Raw genomic sequence first — 24,300 nt, 5'->3', positions numbered from 1 at the left:
TTTTCTCCATACGTGTTCAAGCCAGCGCCGCCAGGCAACGCTCGAAAATATCCAGCCCCTCGTGCAGAACATCGGGCTCGATGGTCAGCGGGATCAGCAGGCGAATAATGTGCCGCGCCTTGCCGCTGGGCATCAACAACAGGCCAGCGTCCCTCGCTGAGGCCAACAGGTCGGCAAGCTGCCGGGTCCCGGGCTGGCCATCCGCTGTGATCAGTTCGACACCGCGCATGCAGCCCACGCCGGTCAACCTGCCCAGGTACGGCGACAGCTTGCCTGCCTGCCAGGCGTTGTAGCGCGAAACAATGGCGTTTTCCTGCTGTTCACCCCAGGTGGATAAATTGGCATCAGTCATCTGCGCCAGCGAGGCCAGGCCCGCAGCGCAGCCAATCGGGTTGCCGGAATAGGTGCCGCCCAGCCCGCCCTTGGGCAGGTTGTCGAGCAAGTGCTTGCGACCAACCACGGCACCCAACGGAATGCCGCCCGCGATGCTTTTGCCCAGCAGGATGAGGTCCGGCTCGATGCCCAGCCGGCTGAACGCAAAGCGCTGCCCGGTACGGCCGAAACCGGACTGAATTTCGTCGGCGATCAATACGATGCCATGTTCATCGCAGAACGCTCGCAGCGCCTGAGCAAAATCCGCCTCCATGGCCAGAAAACCGCCTTCACCCTGCACCGGTTCGAAGATGATGCAGGCCACGTCGTTGACATCGATCTCTACGCTGAACAGTCGGTCCAGTGCCTTTAGCGCCTGCTCGGTGGTCACGCCGTTGTCCTTGCTGGGAAACGGAATGTGAAAGACCGGGCCGGGCAGCACGCCGACTTTCTGTTTATAGGGCGTCACCTTGCCATTGAGGTTCAGGGTTGCCAGTGTTCGGCCGTGAAAGCCGCCATCGAAGGCAATCACAGCCGTGCGCCCCGTTGCGCCACGTACGATCTTCAAGGCGTTTTCCGCCGCTTCCGCACCGCTGTTGGTGAGCATGCCGCTTAGCGGGTAACTCACCGGTACGAACTCCGTCAGTTGCCGCATAAAGCGGATATACGGATCGTGAGGCGTAGCGTTGAAGCAGTAGTGGGTCAGCCTTGCCGCCTGATCCTGAATGGCCGTGACCACCTGCGGGTTGCAATGCCCCAGATTGAGCACGCCGATACCGCCGACAAAGTCGATGTAGCGCTTGCCGGTGGTGTCCCAGACCTCGGCATTGCGGCCGTGGGATAACGTCATGCTGTGGACAAACGAAATGGATTCGCTGATGTGTTCGCTCATCGGCCTGGCCCTGACTCCGGTGGATCATGATGGCCTTATCCAAACAAACATCGGGCAACGCTCGCAAACGAAATAAAATCACCGGGTCATTCCAATAATTCCCGATGTAGCGGCGTTCATTGCTGTTAATGGGAGGCAGTTCATTCCTAAAAGGAATCATGTTTTTCAAAAACGTCGTTTGTGGGCCAGTCCCGAGTGGATCAATACTGGGTTCATCAGTGATTTCCACCGTTTCCATGACAGGAGAATCAACATGGTTGCCGAGTTATTAGCATGTCTGGGCGTGGCGAACAGTGCCCACACACAAGGGGACTATCCGGTTTACACCCCGATTGATGGCAGCCAGATTGCCTCGGTCACGCTTGAAGGCAAGGCGCAGGTCGTGGCGCGCATAGACAGCGCCCACAGCGCGTTTCTGAAGTGGCGCACAGTACCGGCACCGCGCCGTGGCGAGCTGGTGCGGATCTTTGGTGAAGTGCTGCGCGAACACAAGGCTGACCTGGGCGAACTGGTGTCGGTCGAAGCAGGCAAGATCACTCAGGAAGGCCTGGGTGAAGTCCAGGAAATGATCGACATCTGCGACTTCGCCGTCGGCCTGTCGCGCCAGCTGTATGGCCTGACCATCGCTTCCGAACGTCCCGGCCACCACATGCGTGAAACCTGGCATCCGCTGGGCGTGGTCGGGGTGATCAGCGCCTTCAACTTCCCGGTTGCAGTCTGGGCCTGGAACACCACGCTGGCGCTGGTCTGCGGCAACCCGGTGATCTGGAAGCCTTCAGAAAAGACTCCGCTGACCGCCTTGGCCTGCCAGGCGCTGTTCGACAAGGCGCTGAAGATTTTCGGCGATGCACCCGCAGCGCTTGCCCAGTTGGTGATCGGTGATCGTGACGCTGGTGAAGCGCTGGTCGATGACCCGCGCGTACCACTGATCAGCGCCACCGGCAGCACCCGCATGGGCCGCGAAGTCGGTCCGCGTGTTGCTGCCCGTTTCGGGCGCAGCATTCTGGAGCTGGGCGGCAACAACGCGATGATTCTGGCCCCCAGCGCTGATTTGGACCTGGCCGTGCGCGGCATTCTGTTCAGCGCCGTGGGCACTGCCGGTCAGCGCTGCACCACGCTGCGTCGTCTGATTGTGCATCGCTCGATCAAGGACGAAGTGGTTTCCCGGGTCAAAGCGGCCTACGCCAAGGTGCGTGTCGGTGATCCTCGTGAAGGCAATCTGATCGGTCCGCTGATTGACCAGCAAGCATTTTCCGCCATGCAGAATGCGCTGACCAAGGCGCGCGACGAGGGCGGTCAGGTGTTCGGTGGCGAGCGTCAGTTGCAGGACCGATACCCGAACGGCTATTACGTTACACCGGCCATCGCCGAAATGCCTGGGCAGAGCGAAGTGGTGCGTCACGAAACCTTCGCGCCGATTCTCTATGTGCTGGCCTATGACGACTTCGAAGAAGCCTTGCGCCTCAACAACGAAGTGCCTCAGGGGCTGTCGTCGTGCATTTTCACCACTGACCTGCGCGAAGCCGAGGCTTTCCAGAGCGCGGCGGGCAGCGACTGCGGCATCGCCAACGTCAACATTGGCACAAGCGGTGCAGAAATTGGCGGTGCATTCGGCGGTGAAAAGGAAACCGGTGGTGGTCGTGAATCCGGCTCCGATTCGTGGCGCGCTTACATGCGCCGGCAGGCCAATACCGTCAACTATTCCCGCGAGTTGCCATTGGCCCAGGGCATCGTTTTCGACTGATCTGTACCAGGCTATTACTTGAAGGGCATTGCTGGAGTTTTTCGATGGTGCAGTTTGCTGAAGGCTGTCTGTGGGAACAATTGACTCCGCAACGTCCGGTCAGTCCGGCCTTGATTGGGGAACGAAGCGCCGACGTGTGCATCATCGGCGCAGGTTTCACCGGTTTGTCGGCGGCGTTGCGGTTGCTAGAAGGCGGCAAATCGGTGTGCGTGGTCGAAGCTCATCAGGTTGGTCATGGCGGCTCCGGGCGCAACGTCGGTCTGGTGAATGCAGGCACCTGGGTGGCCCCCGACGAACTGGACAAGGTATTGGGCTGTGTCGAGGCCAGCCGCCTCAATAGCGCATTGGGCGCGGCTCCGGCGCTGGTTTTTTCGACTATCGACAAGTACCGCATCGAGTGTCAGGACACCCGCACCGGCAACCTGCACATGGCCCACAATGCAAAAGGACTGGCTGATCTGCGCAGCCGTGCCGAGCAGTGGCAGCGGCGTGGTGCCAGGGTCGAACTGCTGACCGGAAAACCCTGTGAAGACGCCTGTGGCACCGCCAAGGTCAGCGGGGCGTTGCTCGATCACCGTGCCGGTACGGTGAACCCGATGGCGTATGTGTCAGGCATGGCGCTCAATGTTGTGGCGCTTGGCGGTCAGTTGTTTGGCGAGTCTCCCGTCAACGGGCTGCAACGCACTGCGGATGGCTGGAAAGTGTCCACCGCCGCGGGCAGTGTGCGCGCCGAGAAGGTCATCATTGCCTCCAACGCCTACACCGAAGGTGAGTGGACCGACGTCAAGGATCACATCTTCGCAGGCTACTACTATCAGGTCGCTTCACAGCCGCTCAGCGGCAGCGAGCAGGCGGGCATTCTGCGTGGCGGGCAGGGTTCCTGGGACACGCGCACGGTGCTCAGCAGTATTCGTCGCGATGCCCACGGGCGACTGGTGCTGGGCAGCCTTGGCAACGCTTGCAATTATCCGCTGTGGTTTATTCGTCAGTGGGCTGATCGCATCCAGCAGCACTACTTTCCCCAGTTGGGGCGGGTTGAGTGGCAGAGCACCTGGACTGGCCGCATCGGTTTCACCCCAGACCACTTGCTGCGTCTGTTCGAGCCTGCGCCCGGCTTGCTGGCCGCGACCGGTTTCAATGGCCGCGGCGTGACCACCGGAACGCTGGTGGGAAAATGCTTTGCCGATTACCTGCTGAGCAACGACGCAACTGCGCTGCCGGTGAGCTTTTCCAGCAGCAAAAAGGTCTCGGCCAATGGCCTGCGTACGCTGGCTTACGACGCCGGTTTCACGCTGTATCACGCTGGCCAGTGCTTACGCGTGGTGCTCTGAGCCGACTGGCTGTCAAGCCATTCTGCTTTTGATTCGCAGCTCCGCACACAGCCCGCCCTGCGCTGAATTGCGCAGGTGCAGGCTGCTTTCCAGTTTGCGCACGATCATGTCGACGATCGCCAGCCCCAGCCCAGCGCCATTGCTGTGGCCCTGACTGTAGAAGCGTTCAAAAAGGCGTGCTTTCTGTTTCTCGTCGATACCCGGCCCTGCGTCTTCGACTGACAAGTACGCGCTGCCGTCTTCCTGGCGGTTGAGAATCACGCGAATCTCGCTGGCCGGCGGGGCGAAGTTGAGCGCGTTGGTCAGCAGATTCTGCAGCGCGATGGTGATGGCTGATGGGTCGCTGTGGATCACGCAGTCATCGCCCGCCTCGAACACCAGATCGACACGTTTCTCCAGTGCCAGCGGCGTCAGCTCGGCCATTTCCTCGCGCACCAGGGTGTTCAGTTCAAAGGTTTGTAACTGGCTGACTTCAAGGCGCGGCTCAAGTCTGGCCATCGTCAGCAACTGGCTGGCGAGACGGGCGGCGCGGTCGACGCCGTGCACGAGAAAATCCAGCGCTTCAAGACGCTGTTCCGGGGTTTCGGCCTGGCGTGCGTTCTGTGCGTGGATACGCAGAATGGTCAGCGGTGTACGCAGTTCGTGGGCGGCGTCGGCGATAAACCGCCGCTCGCGCTCCAGCACGCTTTCGATCTGGGTCAGCAGACGGTTAAGCGCGTGTTGCATGGGTTCCAGCTCTTTGGGCAGCGGTGTCAGATCAAGCGGCTCAAGGCTTTCGGCATCGCGTTGGCGGATGACCCTGGCCATCGACTGCAACGGGCGCAGGCCCCAGCCGATCGCCAGCCAGATCGCGACCACCAGCAGCGGCACGCCGATCAGCGTCGGCCACAAGGTATGGCTGACAATGCGCTGAATCAGGTCCTGGCGTACATCATCGCGCTCACCGACCCAGATCAGGAAACCCTGCTGCGGGTCGGCCAGGAGAAAGCCGCACCACTCATGCCCGTTCTCGACCAGATCATGCGAGCCTTCTTCAGCGGGAGGCGCACTGAGCAGCGGCGCTTCGGCCGAACGTACCAAAAGCTCGCCCGACGTGCGCCAGACCTGAAACGTCAGCCGGGTTTCGTACGGATGGGCAACGCCACTGGTGCCGACCCGGCTCATGGCCTGATCGAACGCCTGGTACAGCTTGTCCAGATCCTGCTCACCCGCAGCGCGCTGGCGCAGCACACCTTGCAACAGGCGCGCGCTCTGGGCCAGTTGCGCATCGTAGACTTCTTCAATTTCGTGATGACTGTCGCGCAGCGCGAGCAGGCTGATCGCCAGGTCGCCGAGCAGCAACAGCACCAGCACCGGGACCAGAATGCGCGCGCGTACCGAGGTCATGCCTTGAGCTCCAGCAGGTAGCCGACGCCGCGCACGGTGCGGATCAGTTCGGTGGACAGTTTCTTGCGCAGGTTGTGAATCAGCACTTCCAGGGTGTTGCTTTCGACCTTGTCCTGCCAGCCATACAGGGTATTGGACAAGCGCTCGCGGGTGACCACCTTGCCGGGGCGGATCATCAATTGGTGCAGCAGTTGATATTCCATTGGCGTCATCGGCACTTCGCTGCCCTGAAAGCTGACCTGCTGCGACGCCGGGTCAAGGCTGATGCCGGCGTGTTCCAGCAACGGCTGCGCACGTCCCTGGCTGCGTCTGAGCAAGGCCCGGACCCGGGCTTTGAGTTCGTCGACGTCGAACGGCTTGATCAGGTAGTCGTCGGCACCGGCGTCCAGACCGGCAATGCGGTCGGCGGTGCCGTCGCGCGCGGTCAGGATCAGCACCGGCAGGGCGAGTTCTTCGGCGCGCAACTGACGCAGCAGGTCGAAACCGTCCATGCGCGGCAGGCCGAGGTCGAGCAGCAACAGGTCGAAGGGTTCGCTGCGCAGGGCGTGCAGCGCGCTCAGCCCGTCTTCCAGCCAGTCCAGCGTGTAGCCCTCGGTATTCAGGGCCACACGGATGCCTTGGCCAATCGCACGATCATCCTCGACAAGAAGCAGACGCATAGGGTTGTGACCAATGAATAGGGTGAGAAGGGCGCCATCATGCCGTCAGCAGGCAGCGTCGCGAAGTGCCGTGTGTCCGGGAAGATGTTACGAGCTGTTGCGTATTAAGCTTTTCCTAAGACTGGTTTCGCACAGTAGGGGCTCCTTAACTGCCTGTGAGTATCTGTCATGCGTAAAGTCCTGCTGGTTTCCCTGTTGCTGGCCAGCCCGCTGGCCCTTGCCGGTCCGCAATGCACCACCGCTGAAAAGTCCCAATGGCAGGATCAGGCCAAATTCCAGGAGCAGCTCAAGGCTCAGGGTTACGAGATCAGCAAGTTCAAAGTGACTGACGGCAACTGCTACGAGATTTACGGCTTCGACAAGGACAAGCGCAAGGTCGAGATCTATCACGATCCGGTCACCGGTAAAGCGGTCAAGACCGAGATCAAGTAATGAACCGGGTTTCCCTGCGCCTGTGGGACCCGCTGGTCAGACTGTTTCATATCTCGATCGCGGGTGTTTTCGTTGCCAATTACTTCTTCAATGAGGCGGGTGACGACTGGCACGTCTGGCTGGGCTATTACGCGGTTGCCTGGGTGGCGGTGCGAGTGGTGTGGGGATTCATCGGACCAACCAGCGCGCGCTGGAGCGATTTCTGGCCAAGCCCGGCGCGCCTGCGTGCGCATGTCCGGTCGCTGATCAACCGGCAGCCGGTACACAGGCTCGGTCATTCTCCGCTGGGTGCGCTGGTCATGGTACTCATGATGGCGCTGATCTTCGGCATGGGCCTGACCGGTTTTCTGATGGAGGAAGTCGATGCCTTGTGGGGTGCCGACTGGCCTTTGCAGGCTCATGAACTTCTCGCCAATACATTGTGTGCCCTGGTAGTGCTGCACATGGCCGCGGCCATCTTCGAAAGCTTTCAAGTGCGTGACAACCTGCCCTTGTCGATGCTGACAGGCAAACGACGTCCGTTACCTGAAGATCGCCATCGCTGAAACCACCTCCTTGCCCTTCATCACAGTGATGCCTCCTGATGCGTGTTATTTCCCGAAACCTGACTGCATGGAGCGCAGGCCTGATTGTTGTAGTGATTTTTCTCAGTGCATGGCTAAGCCATCCACAGCACCGGATATCTGCCTTTGCCGTGAGCGCAGCGCCGGTCGACGCTGAAAGTGTGGCGCCCACGGCATCCTACATTTCGCGTTTCGCATCTTCTGATCTGGACGATTTCGTGCATTCGTCAGCCGTGACGGCATTGCCTGGCGGCGACCTCATGTCGGTGTGGTTCGCCGGTTCTCGCGAAGGGGCGGGAGACGTTGAAATACGTACCTCGCGGTTCGATGCGTCCAATGGTGAGTGGGGCGACGAGCAGGTGCTGGCGACCCGCGCGTCCACTCAGTCAGGTACCGGCAAGTACATCCGCAAACTGGGTAACCCGGTTATCGCGCTGGCTCCGGACAAGCGCCTGTGGCTGTTCTACGTGTCAGTCTCGGTCGGCGGCTGGGCGGGCAGTACCGTCAATGCAATGGTGTCCAGCGATATGGGTGCCAGTTGGTCGCCGCCGTGGCAGTTGGTGACATCGCCGTTTTTGAACATCAGCACGCTGGTACGTGGCGCGCCGGTGTTTCATGCCGACGGCTCGATCGGCCTGCCGGTCTATCACGAGTTTCTCGGTAAGTTTGCCGAATACCTGTACCTGAGCGCAGATGGCGAAGTCATCGACAAGTTTCGCATCAGCCGCGGTAAAAATTCCCTGCAGCCCACTGTCGTACCGTTGGACGGCCAACGCGCCGTAGCCTTGCTGCGTTATGCCGGCGAGACGTTTCACCGGGTGCTGGCCAGCCGAACCGAAGACGGCGGTCAGACCTGGAGCGAGCCGCAACCGCTGACCCCCAATAACCCCAACTCGTCGTTGGCCGCCGTCGGCGTACCCGGCAAGGGCTTGCTGGTGGCGTTGAATGATCTGCGCGAAGGTCGCTTCAAGCTCAGCCTGTACAGCACCGACGAGCAGATGAAGGTCTGGCGGCCGCTGCCGGATCTGGACAAGTCACCCGATCCGCTGGGTACACCATTCGCCCTGGAAGCCTATAAAGCTGCAATCGGCGAAGGCTTTCGCGCTTCCAGCGGCGCACGTCGCCAGCCGATGGAAGCCGAGTTTCTGAGCAATCTGGACCAGCGTGTCTGTTCCGCGCAGGGGTGTGATTTTGAATACGAATACCCGTACTTCATCCGCAGCCCGGACGGCCTTTATCACCTGGTCTACTCCTGGAATAACACCTTCATCAAACATGTCAGCTTCAACGAGGCCTGGCTGGCGGAGCAACTTTTATGATCGCTTTGGGATTGGCTCATCTGGCGTTTGCCTGGACCCTGTTTGTACTGTTGGCTCCGCTGACCGCATCGTTATGGTGGCGCTGTGGCCTGCTGGCAGCCACCTCGCTGTTGAGCGTTATTTCATTCGACGGTTTGTCGATGGCGTCGTACGCTCGCAGCCTGACCGACGATCTGGCAATCAGCAGCCTGGTGGTGCTGGGCTGGCTGACCCTGCAGCGATTGGGTGTGCTCAGACCGATGGCAGTTTCCCGGCGATGGGTGATGTTGCTGGTGTTCGCCGCGCTGGCGCTGACGTTGTATCCGGCCACGCTGGGTCTGACTTACTTCGACCCCTACCGCTGGGGTTACAATCCGCGACCGATGATCATTATTGTCGCCGTTATCGCGCTGGGGCTGGTCTTTATGCGTAATGCGCTGGCCGTGGTAATGCTGGCTGCTGCGACGATGGCATTCACATTTCGTATCAAGCCGTCGGAAAATTATTGGGATTACCTGATTGACCCGCTTCTCGCCCTGTACTGTTGCGGGGCTTTGCTGAGCCTGGCCATCCGTTTTGTTTATCGCCGGGCAACGGAGTCGCGCCGTTCGGCCACTCTGTCTGCCGGCAATGTCTAGAGGAATGACGATGAGTTGGTTGCAATCGCGACGCCTGCATTATTGGCTGGGCGCGGTCATGTTGGTATTCCTGCTGTCGGCGTTACTGAGGGGGGTGTTTTTCTTCGGGTTTTCAGGCATCGAGCCGGGTGCCCTGTTTACCCATGGCGAGGTCGCGCAGACGCTGGGTATCGGTGTGCGTTTCGACCTGCGTCTGGCGCTGCTGATACTCATGCCGGTCGCGGTGCTGCTCTGGTTGCCGCGCTGGAACCTGGTCAGCAAGCCGGTCTTGCGCTGGCTGGCGCGAGTCTATTTGATTGTCGCGCTGGCTGTTCTGACGATGATTCATATCGTCGACTTTGGTCATTACGCCTATCTCGGGGTCAGGCTCAACGCCAGCGTGATGCGCTATCTGGAGGATGCGCAGATTTCCCGGGACATGCTCTGGCAGACCTATCCGGTGCTGTGGATCACTGCCGGCTGGTTGCTGACCGTTGCAGCGCTCGGCTGGGCGCTGCTCAGGCTTGAACGTGTCACTCTGGACCGCCAGGCCCGGCCGCTCAATCGCTGGTCCGTGGTCTGGGGTTCGGCACTGGTGGTCTGTGCGACCTTTCTCGGTTTGCTGGGCCGGGTCGAGAATCTCAATCTGGAAAATCCCGTACCGCTGCGCTGGAGCGATGCCTTCTTCTCCGGCAACAGCCAGGTCGCGGCACTGGGGCTCAACCCGGCGCTGTTTCTGTACGACACGCTCAAGGTCTCCCAGTCGCACTTCGATGAAGCCCAGGTGCGTGAGCACTATGAGTCGGTCGCACGCTATCTGGGTGTCCAGCAGCCAGATGCACAGGCCTTGAATTTCAAACGTCACCAGCCTGTGCAGCCTTACCGGGTGCGCAGCGAGCGGCCGCCGAATGTCATGTTCGTCATGCTTGAGTCACTGGGCACCAGTGCCGTCGGTGCCTACGGCAACCCGCTGAACCCGACGCCGAATCTGGATCATCTGGCGACCCAAAGCTGGTTCTTCAAGCACTTTTATGTGCCGGTGACCGGCACCGCAAAAACGGTCTGGGCGAGCATCACCGGGGTGCCCGATGTCACCCGCCAGGAAACGGCCACGCGTCATCCGCTGCTGACCCGTCAAAACACCATCATCAATGACTTCAAGGGCTACGAGAAGCTGTACATGATTGGTGGCAATTCCGGCTGGGCCAACATGAACGCATTGATCCGCCGCAGTATCGATGACGTTCGCCTGTACGACGAGCGCGACTGGAAGTCGCCGCAGGTGGATGTGTGGGGGATTTCCGACCTGGATCTGTTCAAGGAGAGCGACCGGATCCTGCGCGCGTTGCCAGCTGACAAGCCGTTCTTTGCCTACGTGCAGACCGCTGGCAATCACCGGCCATTCACCATTCCGAAAGACAACGACGGTTTTCAGGTCAGCGACAAGACACTGGAGCAGGTCCAGGCCGCCGGTTCGCGCAGTGTGGAGCAGTACAACGCGGTGCGTCTGCTGGACTTCAATATCGGTCGGTTGATGGAACTGGCCAAGGCGGGCGGGTATTACGAAAACACCATTTTTGTGCTGTTTGGCGATCACAACACACGCATCAGCCAGATCCCGCACATGGCTCCGGCGTTCGAGCAACTGGGACTGGAGAGCAATAACGTTCCGCTGTTGATTCATGCGCCCGGCCTGCTGGGCACCCGGGTAGTCGATGACGCGGTCGGCCTTGCGGATCTACTGCCGACAGTGGCGGGAATGGCCGGTATGCCTTTCACCAGCGGCACGATGGGCCGTGACATTCAGCAGCCCGCTCCCGAAGGCGAACGTGTGGTGCCATTGGTACTGCGTGAAGGCACGTTCCCGCTGATCGGCGGTGTCACCCGCAACTACCTGCTGCAGATGGAGCACGATGGCAGCTCGCCAACGCTTCACGATCTGTCTTCCCCCACGCCGCTGGATAACGTCGCCAAGCAGAACCCGCAAGAGTTCGAGCGGCTGCGTGACCTCACTCGCGGCCTGCATGAAACCTCGCGAATGATGCTGTATCAGAACGTGCGCTGATCACCCGAACCGCGCCAGCCGCAGGATATTGCGCAAGCCTATGGTCAAGGCCGTATGCTTGCGTAATGATGGCATCGGTGGTTGATGATGTTAAAGTGCTTGCCAATGTGAACCATGCACGTATGAAACACGTGCATGGCGCGGTTTTCGACTATCGTCACCAGTCAAGAGCAGTTCTTCGGGCGGTGCAAACAGCCGCCCGAGACGCTGGCTGTTTTTCTGGTGGGTTGTGGTATTTCATCGCTAATACCGGAAAAAACTGTCGGTTTTTGCTTCGAATCTGTATTTTGGCGGCCTGTTTTCGCTCGGATGCGTTTTCTGTCTATTGCACACTCAAGAGCCTTCCTGGATGCCGGCAAGTTTTTCATGTGTTACCCCGCCGAAATTGCTGGCTGCACTGCGTGCTGAAACGAGTCAGTTGCACGTTAAGCTTGAAAAACGCATGCCGTTTTTTTCATCTGCGCTGGATCATGCTCTTTACCTTCGTTTGCTTAAGGCTTATTACGGTTTTTATGCACCGCTTGAAGCTGTATTGCACGACAGCGCATTGATGCCTGCGGAGCTTACCCCGCAAGATCGGGTCAAGACCGCTGTGCTGGTCGAGGATCTGCGAGCTCTGGGTCTGTCTGATGACGACATCAAGCAACTGCCTCGCTGCGAGCAGTTGCCGGCAGTGGATTCGCCCGGTTCTTGCCTGGGAGTTATGTACGTGCTTGAAGGTGCAACGTTGGGCGGGCAGGTGTTACGGCGCGAAATAAACAGGCGCCTGGGTCTGGATGAGCAGAGTGGAGCGGCCTTTCTCGATGTTTACGGTGCCGATACCGGACCTCGCTGGAAGGCGTTTCTGAACCATCTCGATGCAGTGCCGCGAGAAGTTGTTTTTACTGACGCCGCAGCGTTTGCGGCACAGTCCACATTTGCATGCTTCGAGCAATGGCTCGATGGTCAAGAGGTACTGCTATGAGCCAACTCGACAAGGACGCTTTTGAAGTCCTCCTGGCCAATTGTGCGGATGAGCCTATTCAGTTTCCCGGAGCCATTCAGCCTCACGGGCTGTTGTTCACTCTGGAAGAGCCAAACCTGACGATCCTGCAGGTCAGTGCGAACGTGCAGAGTGTGCTGGGCCATGCACCCGAGCAGGTTCTCGGTAAAGGCCTCGAGCATGTTCTGGGTGCCGGTTGGGCCGAGGTGATCCGAAGCGCCAGCGCTCATGATTCGTTCGTTGATGCGCAACGCTTGTTGATGACGGTCAATGGCATCGAGTTCGAAGCCTTGATGCACCGCAATCAGGATGTACTGGTTCTGGAACTCGAAATTCAGGACAAGGAAGCGCAAGCGGTCAGTTATACCGAGCGCACTGGCAACATGGGGCGTATGTTGCGTCAGTTACACGCGGCGAGTGATCTGCAAACACTGTATGAAGTCAGTGTTCGCGAGATCCAGCGGATGACCGGTTACGACCGGGTACTGATCTATCGTTTTGAAGAAGAAGGCCATGGTCAGGTGATCGCTGAAGCGTCTGCACCCAGCATGGAACTGTTCAACGGTCTTTTCTTTCCGGCCTCGGACATTCCCGAGCAGGCGCGCGAACTGTACCGCCGCAACTGGCTGCGCATTATTCCTGATGCCGATTACACCCCGGTGCCATTGGTGCCTCAATTGCGCCCCGACACTCAGCAGCAACTCGACCTGAGTTTTTCGACGCTGCGCAGTGTTTCGCCGATCCACTGCCAGTACATGAAAAACATGGGCGTGCTTTCGTCCATGAGTGTTTCGCTGATTCAGGGCGGCAAGTTGTGGGGGCTGATCAGTTGCGGGCACCGTACCCCGTTGTACGTGTCCCACGAACTGCGCAGTGCCTGCCAGGCGATCGGTCAGGTGTTGTCGCTGCAGATCAGCGCGATGGAAGCGCTGGAAATAAGCCGTCAGCGCGAGGCGAAAGTCAGAACACTTGAGCAACTGCATCAAGCCATGGCCGATTCCGAAGAAAACGTCTTTGACGGCCTGGCACAGCAGCCGCAATTGCTGATGGATCTGGTCGGTGCGACCGGTGTCGCGATCATCGAAGACCGGCAGACGCATTGTTACGGTATCTGCCCGGAGGTTTCGGATATACGTGCACTGCACACCTGGATGATTGCAGGCGGCGAGCCGGTGTATGCCAGTCATCATCTCTCCAGCGTCTACGCGCCCGCCGAGGCTTACCAGCCAGTCGCCAGTGGCATATTGGCCATGAGCCTGCCCAAGCCTGTAGATAACGGCGTGATCTGGTTTCGTTCCGAGGTCAAGGAAAGCGTCCAGTGGAGCGGTGATCCGAACAAACCGCTGAACATGGAAAGCTCGGAAGGCGGTATGCGCCTTCGGCCGCGCACATCGTTTGAAATCTGGAAGGTCGAAATGACCGGGATTGCGCCAAAGTGGAGCCATGGCGACGTGTTCGCGGCTAACGACCTGCGCCGCTCCGCGCTGGAAAACGACCTTGCCCGTCAGGTGCGCAGGGAGCAGCAGGCGGTTCGTGCCCGTGACGAACTGGTAGCGGTCGTTTCCCATGACCTGCGCAACCCGATGACGGTCATTTCCATGCTCTGCGGAATGATGCAGAAGTCGTTCAGCTCCGATGGTCCGCACACCTCGCGGCGTATTTCCACGGCAATCGACACCATGCAGCAAGCAGCCAGCCGCATGAATGTGTTGCTCGAAGACCTGCTCGACACGTCGAAAATCGAAGCAGGCCGCTACACCATCACGCCGCAGCCACTTGAAGTCAGCCAGATTTTCGAAGAGGCCTACACCTTGCTGGCCCCGCTGGCGATGGACAAATCCATCGAAATTTCCTTCAATGCCGAGCCAGACCTCAAGGTCCAGGCCGATCCGGAGCGCCTGTTCCAGGTGCTGTCCAACCTGATCGGCAACGCCATCAAGTTCACCCCGAAACTGGGCAAGATCGGCGTGGCGGCGATGTCCAACGGCACTGAAATCGTGTTCACCGTGCGTGATTCCGGCGAGGGCATTCCACCCGAGCAACTGCCGCACATCTTCGAACGCTACTGGACCGTCAAGGAAGGCAATCCGACCGGCACCGGGCTGGGCTTGTACATCTCCCAAGGCATCATCAAGGCCCACGGCGGAGAACTGGGAGCGCAAAGCCAGGTCGGCGAGGGCAGCGAGTTCCGCTTTACTGTGCCGATTGCGCATTGATTGCTTTCTCAGGCTTGAGGCGCAAATGACTCAAGCCTGAGTTGCATCAACCCTGATGCCAGTCAGTGGCTTTTTCGATGTATTGAGCGTTCGCTGGAAGTGCCTTGCGCAGGAACGCGAGATACTTGTCCATAAGCACCTTGCTGGGAAAACGCGCGGCGAATCCGCTGGTTATATCCTCGCAATGGATAATGACCATCAGACGTTTGTGATCAACCGTGACAAATTCGTGCAAATGCCACGGGGCGGTTTGTCGATGGTGGACGGGGTTTTCCCAGTTCAGCAGTTTGATGGCTGTGATAAACGCCATTGCTACCGGACCGACCAGAAACAGCAATGATCCGGTGATTAGGGCGACCAGGACGAAAGCCAGGATGACGAAAAGAGCGATGCCTTTGAAAAACGATGAGGCGAAGTCGGGGTAGTGGAGGTAATACTCGACGGTTGCTCCGTCGGTTTTTAGGCTGTAGTTGTAGATGGTTTTTTGGCGGATGAGCAGGCCTACGAAATAGGCAAGAATGCCAGCGAGCGCTAATACAGTGCCCACTAGTAAATGGGGTGTTTCTAAAAACGGTCTCCAGCCTCCCCAAATATAAAATGAGCTCGCAGCTAGGTAAAATGCGATAAATATAGATTGTATGACCATTGTGTCTCTAGGCGAGCTCGCAAGTGTTTTGATTTTCCAATCCATAACACCGCTACCTTGCGGCAAGGTAGAGGTTTTCTCTTGTGGGTTCATAGCGGCCTGCTCTCCGCAACTTCAAGGGTGAGCGTGCCAGTCCTGCTTAATGCCTTTACTTCAAGTTCTACTGCAGTCAAACCGTCACTATCAGTATCGCCTCTTGTGCCCAGCTCTATCTGAAACAGATAGCCTCGATCCTCCTCGCCAGGATGTATCAGATTGCTGGGATACCAGATTTGCAGCTCAAGATAGGTTGCATCTTTGTCGAGCGGTACCCAGGTTTCCCAGATGAGGCCTTCGCCTTCGTGCGGCATGAGAGGATAGGTGAAGTCTTCACTCGCCTTGTCCGCTGGCTTGTTGGTAAGCGTCCCGAACTGTTCGGCCTTCCTGAATTGTCCCCTTCCCAGAAAGTCTTCATGTACTTGACGATCGATTTTTTCTACCGGCAGCTCACCACGATCGTTTGCTGCTGATGACGTTGAAATGCACAGATTGCCCGCGCAGAGTGGCATCAACCCTGATGCCAGTTAGTGGCTTTTTCGATATATTGAGCGTTCGCTGGAAGTGCCTTGCGCAGGAACGCGAGATACTTGTCCATAAGCGCCTTGCTGGGAAAACGCGCGGCGAATCCGCTGGTTATATCCTCGCAATGGATAATGACCATCAGACGTTTGTGATCAACCGTGACAAATTCGTGCAAATGCCACGGGGCGGTTTGTCGATGGTGGACGGGATTTTCCCAGTTCAGCAGTTTGATGGCTGCGACAAAAGCCATTGCCACCGGACCGACCAAGAACAGCAATGACCCAGTGATTAGGGCGACGAGGACGAATGCCAGGATGACGAAAATAGCGATGCCTTTGAAAAGTGCGGAGGCGAAGTCGGGATAGTGGAGGTAGTACTCAACTGTGGCGCCGTCGGTTTTCAGGGTGTAGTTATAGATGGTTTTTTGGCGGATGATCAATGCAATCAGGTAGAGAGCCGCTCCTGCGGATGTATAGACTAAAAACAGTGCCTCGGAAGGACTGTCTAAGTATATATCCCGGCCAATCCATACAAAAAATAGTGATGGGCATGCACAGATGGTTGTTGTAATCAGCTCAGTCAAAAGTATTTCCTTAGGCGATCTTGCCATAGTTGCTATTGACCAATTCAAGACGTCCTCGCCACTCAGATAGTTTTTGGGTTTACTATTAATCTGTAACGCGTCAGTCATGCTTTCAAGCTCTTTTGGGGAGCAGGTATGGCAGTTCTTTTTTTCATGATTTTTACTCTGCTATTTCGAGTGTCAAGGTGCCAATTCGGCTAGTTGTCTTTATTTCAAGTTCGGTACTGATCAGGCCGTCAAATGTGGTCTTTCCCTCACTAGTTAGTTCAAGCTGAAACAGATATCCGGTATCCTCTTTGCCTGACTTTATGAGGCTGCTGGAGTACCATATTTGTAGCTCAAGATACGTTGCTTCTTTATCAAGGGGCACCCATGTCTCCCATACGACAGCCTCATCCTCAGGAGGCATTAGCGGATAGGTAAAGTCCTCGCACGCATTGCGGACAGGTTGATTGGAGAGCTTTCCAAAATAGTCTGTATTCTTGAACTGACCTCTGTCGAGAAAAGACCAGTGTATGGGGTTATCTATTTTTTCTACCGGAAGAACGCCCAGCGGGCGTTTGCTGCTGATGATATTGAAATGCACCGATTGTCCGCGTACCGCATTTGGCAGAAGTATTTGCACACCTGCACCGTATTGCACCGGAACGCTATGAGGACTGTCTCTACCGAAATATCTGGTTTCGTCACGTGTGGTACTTTTTACGTGGATCTGAGGGCTTAGCTGTATTGTAAGTAGCGCAAGTTTTTCTTCATGTTGACCTTCTGCGTTCGCTGGGTATCGGTATTCAATCGACCTTGACCAACAGCATCTTCGTAACCACCAACCTATGCTGTCCTGTTTAAAATAATTTAATGCCATAGTGGCGAATAGGTAAACTGCGCCAGCCAGTAGAATCGCTACGCTGAACCATGGGCTCATTGCAATTAAGGCGTATGCGGTTGAAGGAAAAATTCCTGTAAGTAACTGAAAGGCACTGCCTATCCCCATGAGGACTATCGCACTAAATTTTACTTTTGTGGTTATTACTTCATTGGTTTTTCTTAGGTCCTCATAGACTTCTAATGCCTCCAGCGTAGCCGCTACAATCCCAAACCCACCCATCGCCACCATCGAAACCCTGAACCCAAATATCGCATCCCCCCAAACCGCATTACCCCGTGCTTTCCAATAAGCCGCCGATTGATCAAGAATACCCACTGTGTACGTACCAATAACCACGGGCTTCGCCGTACTGATAACCGCCCACGGCGCTTCAACAAACACCGCCATCAACAGGTTGAAGCTATACCCCAGCCCATAGGTAACCTTGCCAATATCTTTGGCACTGAAGTCTCCATCCCGAGTAAGGTCCCGGTAAGTGAGCGCGGTATTGATGAAGTTGAGCATTATCACGCCCCAAGTGATTGCCCCGGCAATTCCTCCCAGCCCATCGATCCAGCGCTTGGCGGTGGTCAGCCAGTCTTTCGCCATGGTTTTGCCGGACTGGAAGTGCAGGCGAATCTCGTCCTGCAACTGCTTTGCGTATTGGTTGTTCTGATAGTCGAGCAGGGCGGGGATGCTCAATTCATGCAGACGAAGTTTTTCCTCAAGGACGCGAAGGTGGCTGGCGTTGCTTTTGCGGGTGTTGTAAGCGGTTGGATAAAGCCAGCTGCGACGGGTATCGCTGATCTGTTTGTTGAGGACCTGCCACTCGCGTATCCACTGTTTGAGCTTGGTGAATACCTGTTGATCGACTGCAATACGCGCCTTCGAACCAAGCAACATCTGACCGATCAACAGCGTGCGAAGCAACGCGACGATGTTCTGCTGTTTGCCAAGGGCCATGCGGCTGTCGATGGGCACCCAGGCCAGCAGGATGCTCTCAAGCGTCGTTTTACCTGCGCCGCCGGCCAGTTCGCCGAGGGCTTTGAAGGTGCCCTGAACGGGTTGCTTCAGCGCCTTCATCCACGGCTTGTCGGCAAAGCCCTGGTGATTGAGGGCGCCATTGAGTTCGCCAATACGTGTCGCCAGGTTGGTGACGTCGCCAAGGCCGTTCAGCAGCGCGTCGGCCTCCTGATGCAGTGCTTGTTTGAGGGCGGGTGAGAAGCCGTAGCGCAAGGTACCAAACAGCGTGCTGGCGTTTGCTTCCTGCTCGGCCAGCCAGGTGGTGGCTGCGCTGTCCTGGGCGTAAATGATCTGCAGGTTGAGCATGATCGTTTGCAGGTACAGCAGTTGTGTTGGGCGGGTGGTATCGATAAACAGCTTGAGCGGGTCTGTGCCGATATGTGTCGCCCAGAGCTGAAAATCACTTTGTGTGTCACGCACCTGTTGCAGCAGTGCGTCTCCGCTCGGCAGATGCTGTTGAAGATACTGACGCGCGCCGCTCAGATCGACCTCGCGTCGCCATTTGTGGCGATCTTTCCAGGCCTGCGCAGCCCGTTCGGAAGGGACGCTGCCGTAACGCGCTTCGATCGATTTGCGCATGTCCAGGCTCTTGAACATGTCCGGCAGCAGCAGAAAATCTCCGGGAACGTTGCTGCTGCTGATCTGTGCTTCTTCAAGAATGCATTGCTCGAAGTACGCTTCGACCTCGCTCAGGTACTGGTGCGTGAGTGCCGCATTGCCGCGCACCGACGCTGGCAGTTTTTGCGGGTCGCTCTCGGCACCACACAGTCCGGAGACAGTCTGGGCGATCTGGATTTTGTGTTCGTGCCTGGCTTGCCAGTCGCGAAAAGCCGCCTGATCAGCGGCCAGTTGCATGCCCAGATCGTTGAAAACGGCCAGCGGGTCATCAAGGGCGATGAGCAGGGAACTGTCCTGATCATCGACGCTGCCTTGCCAGAAAACGTCAGCACCCAGCGGTGTCCATAACGGATTGGTTTCTGCATCTTCCGCCAGCGGGCGAGCAGTGGGGATTGCCGAGTCAGCGAAACGGCCGTCGTCAGTGACATGGCCCTTGTCGATGTCCGCCACCGCCTCGGCGATACGGTTCAACGGCAGAGTGTCCGGCTCGGCCATGGTGATGCAGTAGCTGGCCAGATCCAGCGCTTTCATCCACAGCGCGCGGCTTGGGGCGCTGGAACGCATGTGCTCGCAAATTCGCCACGTCCATTGCTGCGGGGAAAAGGCGATGTGCAGTGTGCTACGTCTCGGGTAGAGCAGAAAGGGCTTGCCATCACTGGCACCGCTTCGCTGGTCACTGCCGATCTGCGCGTCCGTCCAGACGATGCGGCTCAGATGGCCGTTGTTTGCTGAGGCGACATATTCATGCAGCGTCCCGGCCGTTTCGTCGAACACATAGACGTAGCCGTCGTACAGCTGGCGCAAAGTGTAGCTGCGTGTTTTCAGTATCGGCATCAGCGTCCAGTTGCCCTGTTTCGGCAATGGTTTCAGCTTCTCGGGCGCGGCGTCGTAGCGGGATCTATCCAGCGCGTAGCGCACCGGCACGATGGCGACGTTCGGTCCTCTGAACGGGCAAAGGCTGATGGCCGTCGCCGGAGTCTTGGGGAACAGTGCGGCGCGTCGTTGCTGGTGTGTGCCGTGTTTATCGGTCATGCGGGAAATTCTCTGCGCAGAAGCGGGCAATTTCGCCTGCTGTATGCAGAAGTACATTCCAAGATGTGTGCCGATAATATTTTTTTCTATTAAAAACAGATGGATAGCGTTTAAGAACTTAAAAAAAGCTCAATAATCAGGCAAAAAATGCGAAATATTGCGCAGGCTTTTGCGCATGTATGCGCAAGCTCGTTTAGGTGCTGGAGGGCTTTGTATATGGGGCGTGACCAGTTTCAGCGGTCATGTGATGCGCAAGAATTTGCACATCACGGTTTTATGCCATGAGCGTGAAGTCAGCCGGGCAGGGCAATTTCCACCTGAATGCTCTTGCGAGCCCTGAATGGGGCGAGCAGTGACTCGTCATCCACCGGGTTGGTGATCAACGTCCAGGGCTGGCGTAACGGTGTCCAGTGCTGCTGACGCGCGCGGCCCAGCTTGGTGACGTCGGCCAGTACGAAGACCTGTGCGGCACGCGCCAGCATGTTTTCCTTGAGGTACGCCTGCTCGGCGCTGGCCTCGCACAGGCCCAGTTCGGCCACCACGCCGTCGGCACTGATGAACAGTTTGTCGGCGCTCAGGTGTTCCAGCGCTGCCTGCGCCGCCACACCATAAGTCGACATGCTCGATGCCCGCAGTGTGCCGCCCAGCACGGTAATACGGCCTTCGGGTATCAGCGCCAGATCGCTGAGGGCCAACAGGTTGTTGGTGATTACATGCAGCCCGCGTCGCTGGTTGAGAATGTGCGCCAGTGCGCTGGTACTGGTGCCACCTTCAAGAAACAGCGTGTCGTGATCGTTGATATGCGCCAGCGCGGCACGGGCGATGTCCATTTTTTCCTGGCTGTGCTGGCGGCTGCGCTCTTCCAGCGAGGTTTCCGGTTCGCGCTGGCCGACATGCGCCGCGCCGCCATAGGTGCGCAGGATCAAGCCATCTTCGGCCAGGGCTGTGAGGTCGCGGCGTACGGTGGCTTCCGAGACGCCCAGTTGGGCGCACAGCTCGTCCACATTGGATTTGCCGGAAAGAACCAGTTCGAGTATCGCTTGACGACGGTTGGCGACTTTCATTACAGCCCTTGCGTTAAAGCCTGGAAACGGGATGCAACCTTACAACGACGCACCGCCGCACACCACCAGGCTTTGCCCGGTAATTGCACCCGCGTCGGGGCCAAGCAGAAAGGCCGCCAGACCGGCGATTTCATCCGGTTGCACAAAGCGGCCGATGGGCGGCTTTCGCGGTGGCGTGCCACTGCGTCCGGGGGCCAGCAACATGGGCGTTTCGGTGGCACCAGGGGCGATCAGGTTGACGGTGATGCCGCGTGGTGCCAGTTCGATGGCCCAGGAACGAACCATGCCTTGCAGCGCCGCTTTGGTGGCAGCGTACTGACTGCGTCCGGCGGCACCCTGCATGGTCCGGCTGCCGATCATCAGAATTCGCGAACCGGCGCGCAGCCGTGGGTACAGCGCGTTGACCATGTGACTGGCAGCAGCGACATGCAGATGCCACATGGCCTGGCCATCGGCGTCGTTCAGCTCGCCCAGCGGCGCGGTGCGCATGAAGCCTGCCGCATGGATCAGCGCATCGATGTGCGGTGTCTGTTGCAGCGCCTTGTCCAGCGCGGCGAAGTCATTGAGGTCGCACTCGCGCCAGGTGAAGTTCGGGTGTTGCAGGTCCGGCGCACGACGGCTCAGACCGGTGACCCGCAGGCCCTGTTCCAGCAGGCGCGTGACAATGGCTTTGCCGATGCCGGAGCTGGCACCGGTGACGAGTACGGACTGAATCGGTTCGGGCATGACATGGGTTCCGCAAAGGCGTCGATCGGCAACAGGCCAATCGACGCGGGTGGGTCAGCGGATCGCGTTCAGCGGCATGTGAACATGCTTGATCTTCTGCCGGAAGTAGGTGAACGCGACGTGCAGGCTGCCATCGGCGGCCTGAATGATGCTGGGGTAGGAGAACTCGCGATTGAGCTTTTCCTGCGAGTTGTTGGTCAGGCAGAAGCCGTCACCCAGCTCCAGATCCAGCCGGGTTGGCCAGCTGTGCCCGCCGTCGCGGGAGATCGCCAGGCTCATCGGTGCGCGGGGGATGCCCCACACCGCTGCCTTGCCGTCCTGACGTGCGCCCGGTGTGACGCGGTCGTCGCCCTCATCCTCGATTTCGTCGTACAGCGAGGCCCGGCGCTGGGCGTGGCCCTCGGCACTGACCGGGTTGTAGACCAGGGCCAGTTCGTCGGTCGCCAGCTTCACGAACTGGATCGACGAATTGTTATTGGGCAGTTCGGTCGGCGTCGGGGCGCTCCAGGAGTGGCCACGGTCTGTTGAGCGGCTGCTGTAGATGAAGTCCGCCCAGCGGCTGCGGAACAGGCCGAGCAGGCTGCCATCCGGCAATTGATGAACATTCATGTGCACGCTGCCAGTGCTGTCCGGCACATCGTGGCGCGTCCAGCTGTGGCCTTCATCGCTGGAGATCATCACCGCGCTGACATCATGGTTGCCGACCCACTTTTCGCCGGGCCCGGTGATGCAGTACCAGACCGGCAGCAACCAGTCGCCGTTATCCAGCACCACTGGCGGCTGGCGCACAAAGGTGCCGGGCTCGTCGAACAGGGTATCAATCGGCCCCCAGCTTTGGCCGTTATCCAGTGACAGACGACGGCGGATGATGGCGGTCTCCTGATTGCCGGAAATCTGTGCTGTCCAGATGAGCCACAACGGGCCACCGGGTGCCTGGAACAGAATCGGGTTCTGTTCCGAGCGGGACGCATCTTCGGACATTTTCTGCGGCTCGCTCCAGACGCCGGTGGCCGGGTCGCGGCGCGACAGCAGCACGAAGATGTCGGCCATGCCCTCCTGAGTACCGGCGAACCAGGTACACAGCAGCGTGCCGTCGGCCAGCTCGTGCAGGTTCGCGGCATGGTTCTGCGCGTAAGGCGTTGGCAGGAACGCGTCCTGGCGGGTATCAGCGGTTGGCATGGGGAACCTCGGTTTGAGCAGGTTTGGACGACGCGGACTGGGGCAGCAGGCGCTCGATGGCAATGACGATAGCCGGTGTCACCAGCGCGATATACATGTTGTCGATGCCGTAGGGGTTGTCCAGCAGATACCAGACGCTGGTGGTGATGGCTGAAGCGATCAACCCCAGGGTAGCGCCTCGGCCCGAACCGAAGAACGGCAAGTAGATCGCGATCATGGCGACCACGGCAATCGACAGCCGCAGTGCACGGGTAAAGAACGACAGGTTAAGGATCTCGGGCACGAAGAACACGAAGAACAGCGGCACGAAACCGATCACCAGTGCAATCAGGCGGGTGGTCTTGAACTCCTGATCCACCGACGGCTTGCGCCACGGCACGTAGAAGTCACGGACCACCAGCGAGGCGATGGCCAGCGCCACGGTGCTGACGCTGACGAAAATCGAGGCAACCAGCGAGATGGTCACCACGCCTGCCAATACTGGGCTCATCGATTGCAGGAAGATCGGCAGGGCGTACAGGCTGCTCATTTCCGGGTGCAGGTATTTGGAGGCGACACCGATGAAGCCCAGCGCCAGGGCAATCGGGATGCACAGCAGCGAGGCGTAGAAGGTCGAGCGGCGTGCCGCGTTCTGATTCTGGGTCGAGGAGATGGCCTGAATGATGAACTGCGTGGAGAAAATCGCGCCGACCGTGCCGATGATCCAGGCCATGATTTTCGAGCCGCCGATGGCCCCGTCCCACGTGAAGTAATGCTCGGGCATGTTCTGCACCACAGGGCTGAAGCCACCGGTCATTTTCAACGCCACGCCCAGTACGATCAATACACCGATGTATTTCACCCCGGTGTGCAGGATGCTCATGTAGGCCACGCTTTTCAGGCCGCCAAACACGTAGTACAGCGTGCTGATGATCGCCGTGATGAACGCCGCGGTGGTCAGGTTGATTTTCAGGACCGTGGCAATGGCTGCCGCGCCGCTGACGTAGTTGCCGACGTTCACCAGCAACAGCGCGTAGATCATGATGATCGAGACCGCGAGTTTGGTGGAGGTGCCGTACTTTTTGGCGATGAAGCCGGAAATGGTGAACTCGCCGGAGCTGTACAGTTTGCGCGCCATCAACAGGCCGAACAGCGGGAAGCCGATGGCCGCGGCGATCACCGACCAGGAGGCGGCGAAACCACTCTCGAATGCGGCCTGTGCCGTACCGACCGTAGACTTGGCACCGATGAACTCGGACATCATCAGCACGCCGACGACGAAGGCGGGCATGGTGCGCGAGGCGACCATGTATTGCTCGCTGGTCTTGCTGCGCAGGCGCATGCTCATCCAGGTGGTTATGACGATATAGACGACCACCATGCCGATGATGATCGAGGTGTCTTGCGCGTTGAAGGTATCCATCAGTCTCGCTCCATTGTTGTTGTTCTGGCGCGTTATGGGGTGCC

At 58.4% G+C, this 24,300-nt stretch carries 19 protein-coding genes and 1 pseudogene; 9 read left to right on the top strand and 11 right to left on the bottom strand.

Annotation, left to right across the window (positions count from 1 at the left end):
- Positions 1-16: 16 nt before the first annotated feature.
- The gene (locus tag KP808_RS17170; protein ID WP_230016553.1) at positions 17-1,264 is read right to left on the bottom strand and encodes a 2-aminoadipate transaminase; all 1,248 of its coding nucleotides are present in this window, start codon (positions 1,262-1,264) and stop codon (positions 17-19) included.
- Between the two features lie 253 nt (positions 1,265-1,517).
- On the opposite strand from KP808_RS17170, the gene amaB reads away from it, so the two are divergent.
- Entirely contained in the window at positions 1,518-3,008 is a 1,491-nt protein-coding gene (amaB, locus tag KP808_RS17165; protein WP_230016552.1) for an L-piperidine-6-carboxylate dehydrogenase, read from the top strand.
- A 44-nt stretch (positions 3,009-3,052) separates the two neighbouring features.
- Positions 3,053-4,339, top strand: a complete 1,287-nt coding sequence (amaA, locus tag KP808_RS17160; protein WP_230016551.1) for an L-pipecolate oxidase — start codon at positions 3,053-3,055, stop codon at positions 4,337-4,339.
- Between the two features lie 12 nt (positions 4,340-4,351).
- Here amaA and KP808_RS17155 read toward each other — a convergent pair whose 3' ends face one another.
- Both KP808_RS17155 and KP808_RS17150 read right to left on the bottom strand, forming a co-directional pair.
- Positions 4,352-5,725: a sensor histidine kinase gene (locus tag KP808_RS17155; protein WP_230016550.1), complete on the bottom strand. Its 1,374-nt coding sequence runs from the start codon at positions 5,723-5,725 to the stop codon at positions 4,352-4,354.
- On the bottom strand, positions 5,722-6,384 hold the full coding sequence (locus tag KP808_RS17150) for a response regulator (protein ID WP_002554362.1): 663 nt from the start codon (positions 6,382-6,384) through the stop codon (positions 5,722-5,724). The genes KP808_RS17155 and KP808_RS17150 overlap by 4 nt, the downstream gene beginning before the upstream one ends.
- Before the next feature lie 168 nt (positions 6,385-6,552).
- Here KP808_RS17150 and KP808_RS17145 point away from each other — a divergent pair, with 168 nt between their 5' ends.
- From KP808_RS17145 to KP808_RS17115, 7 genes are all read left to right on the top strand, one after another.
- The gene (locus KP808_RS17145; protein WP_002554361.1) at positions 6,553-6,816 is read left to right on the top strand and encodes a PepSY domain-containing protein; all 264 of its coding nucleotides are present in this window, start codon (positions 6,553-6,555) and stop codon (positions 6,814-6,816) included.
- Positions 6,816-7,361, top strand: a complete 546-nt coding sequence (locus KP808_RS17140; protein ID WP_230016549.1) for a cytochrome b/b6 domain-containing protein — start codon at positions 6,816-6,818, stop codon at positions 7,359-7,361. Before KP808_RS17145 ends, KP808_RS17140 begins: the two co-directional genes overlap by 1 nt.
- A gap of 38 nt (positions 7,362-7,399) precedes the next feature.
- Positions 7,400-8,698, top strand: a complete 1,299-nt coding sequence (locus KP808_RS17135) for a sialidase family protein (protein ID WP_230016548.1) — start codon at positions 7,400-7,402, stop codon at positions 8,696-8,698.
- Complete coding sequence (locus tag KP808_RS17130; RefSeq protein ID WP_230016547.1) at positions 8,695-9,315, top strand: hypothetical protein; 621 nt, start codon at positions 8,695-8,697, stop codon at positions 9,313-9,315. Before KP808_RS17135 ends, KP808_RS17130 begins: the two co-directional genes overlap by 4 nt.
- Positions 9,316-9,325: 10 nt before the next feature.
- The gene (locus KP808_RS17125) at positions 9,326-11,359 is read left to right on the top strand and encodes an LTA synthase family protein (RefSeq protein ID WP_230016546.1); all 2,034 of its coding nucleotides are present in this window, start codon (positions 9,326-9,328) and stop codon (positions 11,357-11,359) included.
- A gap of 349 nt (positions 11,360-11,708) precedes the next feature.
- The gene (locus tag KP808_RS17120) at positions 11,709-12,323 is read left to right on the top strand and encodes a biliverdin-producing heme oxygenase (protein WP_230016545.1); all 615 of its coding nucleotides are present in this window, start codon (positions 11,709-11,711) and stop codon (positions 12,321-12,323) included.
- Positions 12,320-14,557, top strand: coding sequence for an ATP-binding protein (locus tag KP808_RS17115; protein WP_122258035.1), 2,238 nt, complete (start codon positions 12,320-12,322; stop codon positions 14,555-14,557). Before KP808_RS17120 ends, KP808_RS17115 begins: the two co-directional genes overlap by 4 nt.
- Before the next feature lie 46 nt (positions 14,558-14,603).
- Here the strand turns inward: KP808_RS17115 and KP808_RS17110 are convergent, their stop codons facing one another.
- From KP808_RS17110 to KP808_RS17075, 8 genes and pseudogenes are all read right to left on the bottom strand, one after another.
- On the bottom strand, positions 14,604-15,296 hold the full coding sequence (locus KP808_RS17110) for a permease (RefSeq protein ID WP_230016544.1): 693 nt from the start codon (positions 15,294-15,296) through the stop codon (positions 14,604-14,606).
- A pseudogene (locus KP808_RS17105) lies at positions 15,293-15,749 on the bottom strand (hypothetical protein); the annotation flags it as partial. The gene KP808_RS17110 and the pseudogene KP808_RS17105, both read right to left, overlap by 4 nt.
- 1 nt (position 15,750) lies before the next feature.
- Positions 15,751-16,455, bottom strand: coding sequence for a permease (locus tag KP808_RS17100; protein ID WP_122281806.1), 705 nt, complete (start codon positions 16,453-16,455; stop codon positions 15,751-15,753).
- A gap of 52 nt (positions 16,456-16,507) precedes the next feature.
- Positions 16,508-19,885: a toxin VasX gene (locus KP808_RS17095; protein ID WP_230016543.1), complete on the bottom strand. Its 3,378-nt coding sequence runs from the start codon at positions 19,883-19,885 to the stop codon at positions 16,508-16,510.
- Between the two features lie 293 nt (positions 19,886-20,178).
- A complete protein-coding gene (locus KP808_RS17090; protein WP_230016542.1) occupies positions 20,179-20,949 on the bottom strand; it encodes a DeoR/GlpR family DNA-binding transcription regulator in 771 nt (256 codons plus the stop codon).
- 39 nt (positions 20,950-20,988) lie between these two features.
- Positions 20,989-21,675: an SDR family NAD(P)-dependent oxidoreductase gene (locus KP808_RS17085; RefSeq protein WP_058408790.1), complete on the bottom strand. Its 687-nt coding sequence runs from the start codon at positions 21,673-21,675 to the stop codon at positions 20,989-20,991.
- 54 nt (positions 21,676-21,729) lie between these two features.
- Positions 21,730-22,854, bottom strand: coding sequence for a sialidase family protein (locus KP808_RS17080; RefSeq protein ID WP_230016541.1), 1,125 nt, complete (start codon positions 22,852-22,854; stop codon positions 21,730-21,732).
- A complete protein-coding gene (locus KP808_RS17075; protein ID WP_005744538.1) occupies positions 22,841-24,256 on the bottom strand; it encodes a sodium:solute symporter family protein in 1,416 nt (471 codons plus the stop codon). Before KP808_RS17075 ends, KP808_RS17080 begins: the two co-directional genes overlap by 14 nt.
- Between the last annotated feature and the right edge of the window lie 44 nt (positions 24,257-24,300).

Origin of the sequence: Pseudomonas savastanoi (assembly GCF_020917325.1) — a bacterium.
GTDB lineage: Bacteria > Pseudomonadota > Gammaproteobacteria > Pseudomonadales > Pseudomonadaceae > Aquipseudomonas > Aquipseudomonas amygdali.
Note: the sequence above shows the minus strand (reverse complement) of the source record. Positions and strands in the feature narration are given on the sequence as shown.

Coding starts and splice junctions, on each gene's coding strand:
- amaB (WP_230016552.1), top strand. CDS start 1,518: ATGGTTGCCGAGTTATTAGCATGTCTGGGCGTGGCGAACAGTGCCCAC.
- KP808_RS17125 (WP_230016546.1), top strand. CDS start 9,326: ATGAGTTGGTTGCAATCGCGACGCCTGCATTATTGGCTGGGCGCGGTC.
- KP808_RS17135 (WP_230016548.1), top strand. CDS start 7,400: ATGCGTGTTATTTCCCGAAACCTGACTGCATGGAGCGCAGGCCTGATT.
- KP808_RS17115 (WP_122258035.1), top strand. CDS start 12,320: ATGAGCCAACTCGACAAGGACGCTTTTGAAGTCCTCCTGGCCAATTGT.
- KP808_RS17085 (WP_058408790.1), bottom strand. CDS start 21,675: ATGCCCGAACCGATTCAGTCCGTACTCGTCACCGGTGCCAGCTCCGGC.
- KP808_RS17120 (WP_230016545.1), top strand. CDS start 11,709: ATGCCGGCAAGTTTTTCATGTGTTACCCCGCCGAAATTGCTGGCTGCA.
- KP808_RS17130 (WP_230016547.1), top strand. CDS start 8,695: ATGATCGCTTTGGGATTGGCTCATCTGGCGTTTGCCTGGACCCTGTTT.
- KP808_RS17145 (WP_002554361.1), top strand. CDS start 6,553: ATGCGTAAAGTCCTGCTGGTTTCCCTGTTGCTGGCCAGCCCGCTGGCC.
- KP808_RS17170 (WP_230016553.1), bottom strand. CDS start 1,264: ATGAGCGAACACATCAGCGAATCCATTTCGTTTGTCCACAGCATGACG.
- KP808_RS17150 (WP_002554362.1), bottom strand. CDS start 6,384: ATGCGTCTGCTTCTTGTCGAGGATGATCGTGCGATTGGCCAAGGCATC.
- KP808_RS17110 (WP_230016544.1), bottom strand. CDS start 15,296: ATGAACCCACAAGAGAAAACCTCTACCTTGCCGCAAGGTAGCGGTGTT.
- KP808_RS17100 (WP_122281806.1), bottom strand. CDS start 16,455: ATGACTGACGCGTTACAGATTAATAGTAAACCCAAAAACTATCTGAGT.
- KP808_RS17075 (WP_005744538.1), bottom strand. CDS start 24,256: ATGGATACCTTCAACGCGCAAGACACCTCGATCATCATCGGCATGGTG.
- KP808_RS17090 (WP_230016542.1), bottom strand. CDS start 20,949: ATGAAAGTCGCCAACCGTCGTCAAGCGATACTCGAACTGGTTCTTTCC.
- amaA (WP_230016551.1), top strand. CDS start 3,053: ATGGTGCAGTTTGCTGAAGGCTGTCTGTGGGAACAATTGACTCCGCAA.
- KP808_RS17155 (WP_230016550.1), bottom strand. CDS start 5,725: ATGACCTCGGTACGCGCGCGCATTCTGGTCCCGGTGCTGGTGCTGTTG.
- KP808_RS17080 (WP_230016541.1), bottom strand. CDS start 22,854: ATGCCAACCGCTGATACCCGCCAGGACGCGTTCCTGCCAACGCCTTAC.
- KP808_RS17140 (WP_230016549.1), top strand. CDS start 6,816: ATGAACCGGGTTTCCCTGCGCCTGTGGGACCCGCTGGTCAGACTGTTT.
- KP808_RS17095 (WP_230016543.1), bottom strand. CDS start 19,885: ATGACCGATAAACACGGCACACACCAGCAACGACGCGCCGCACTGTTC.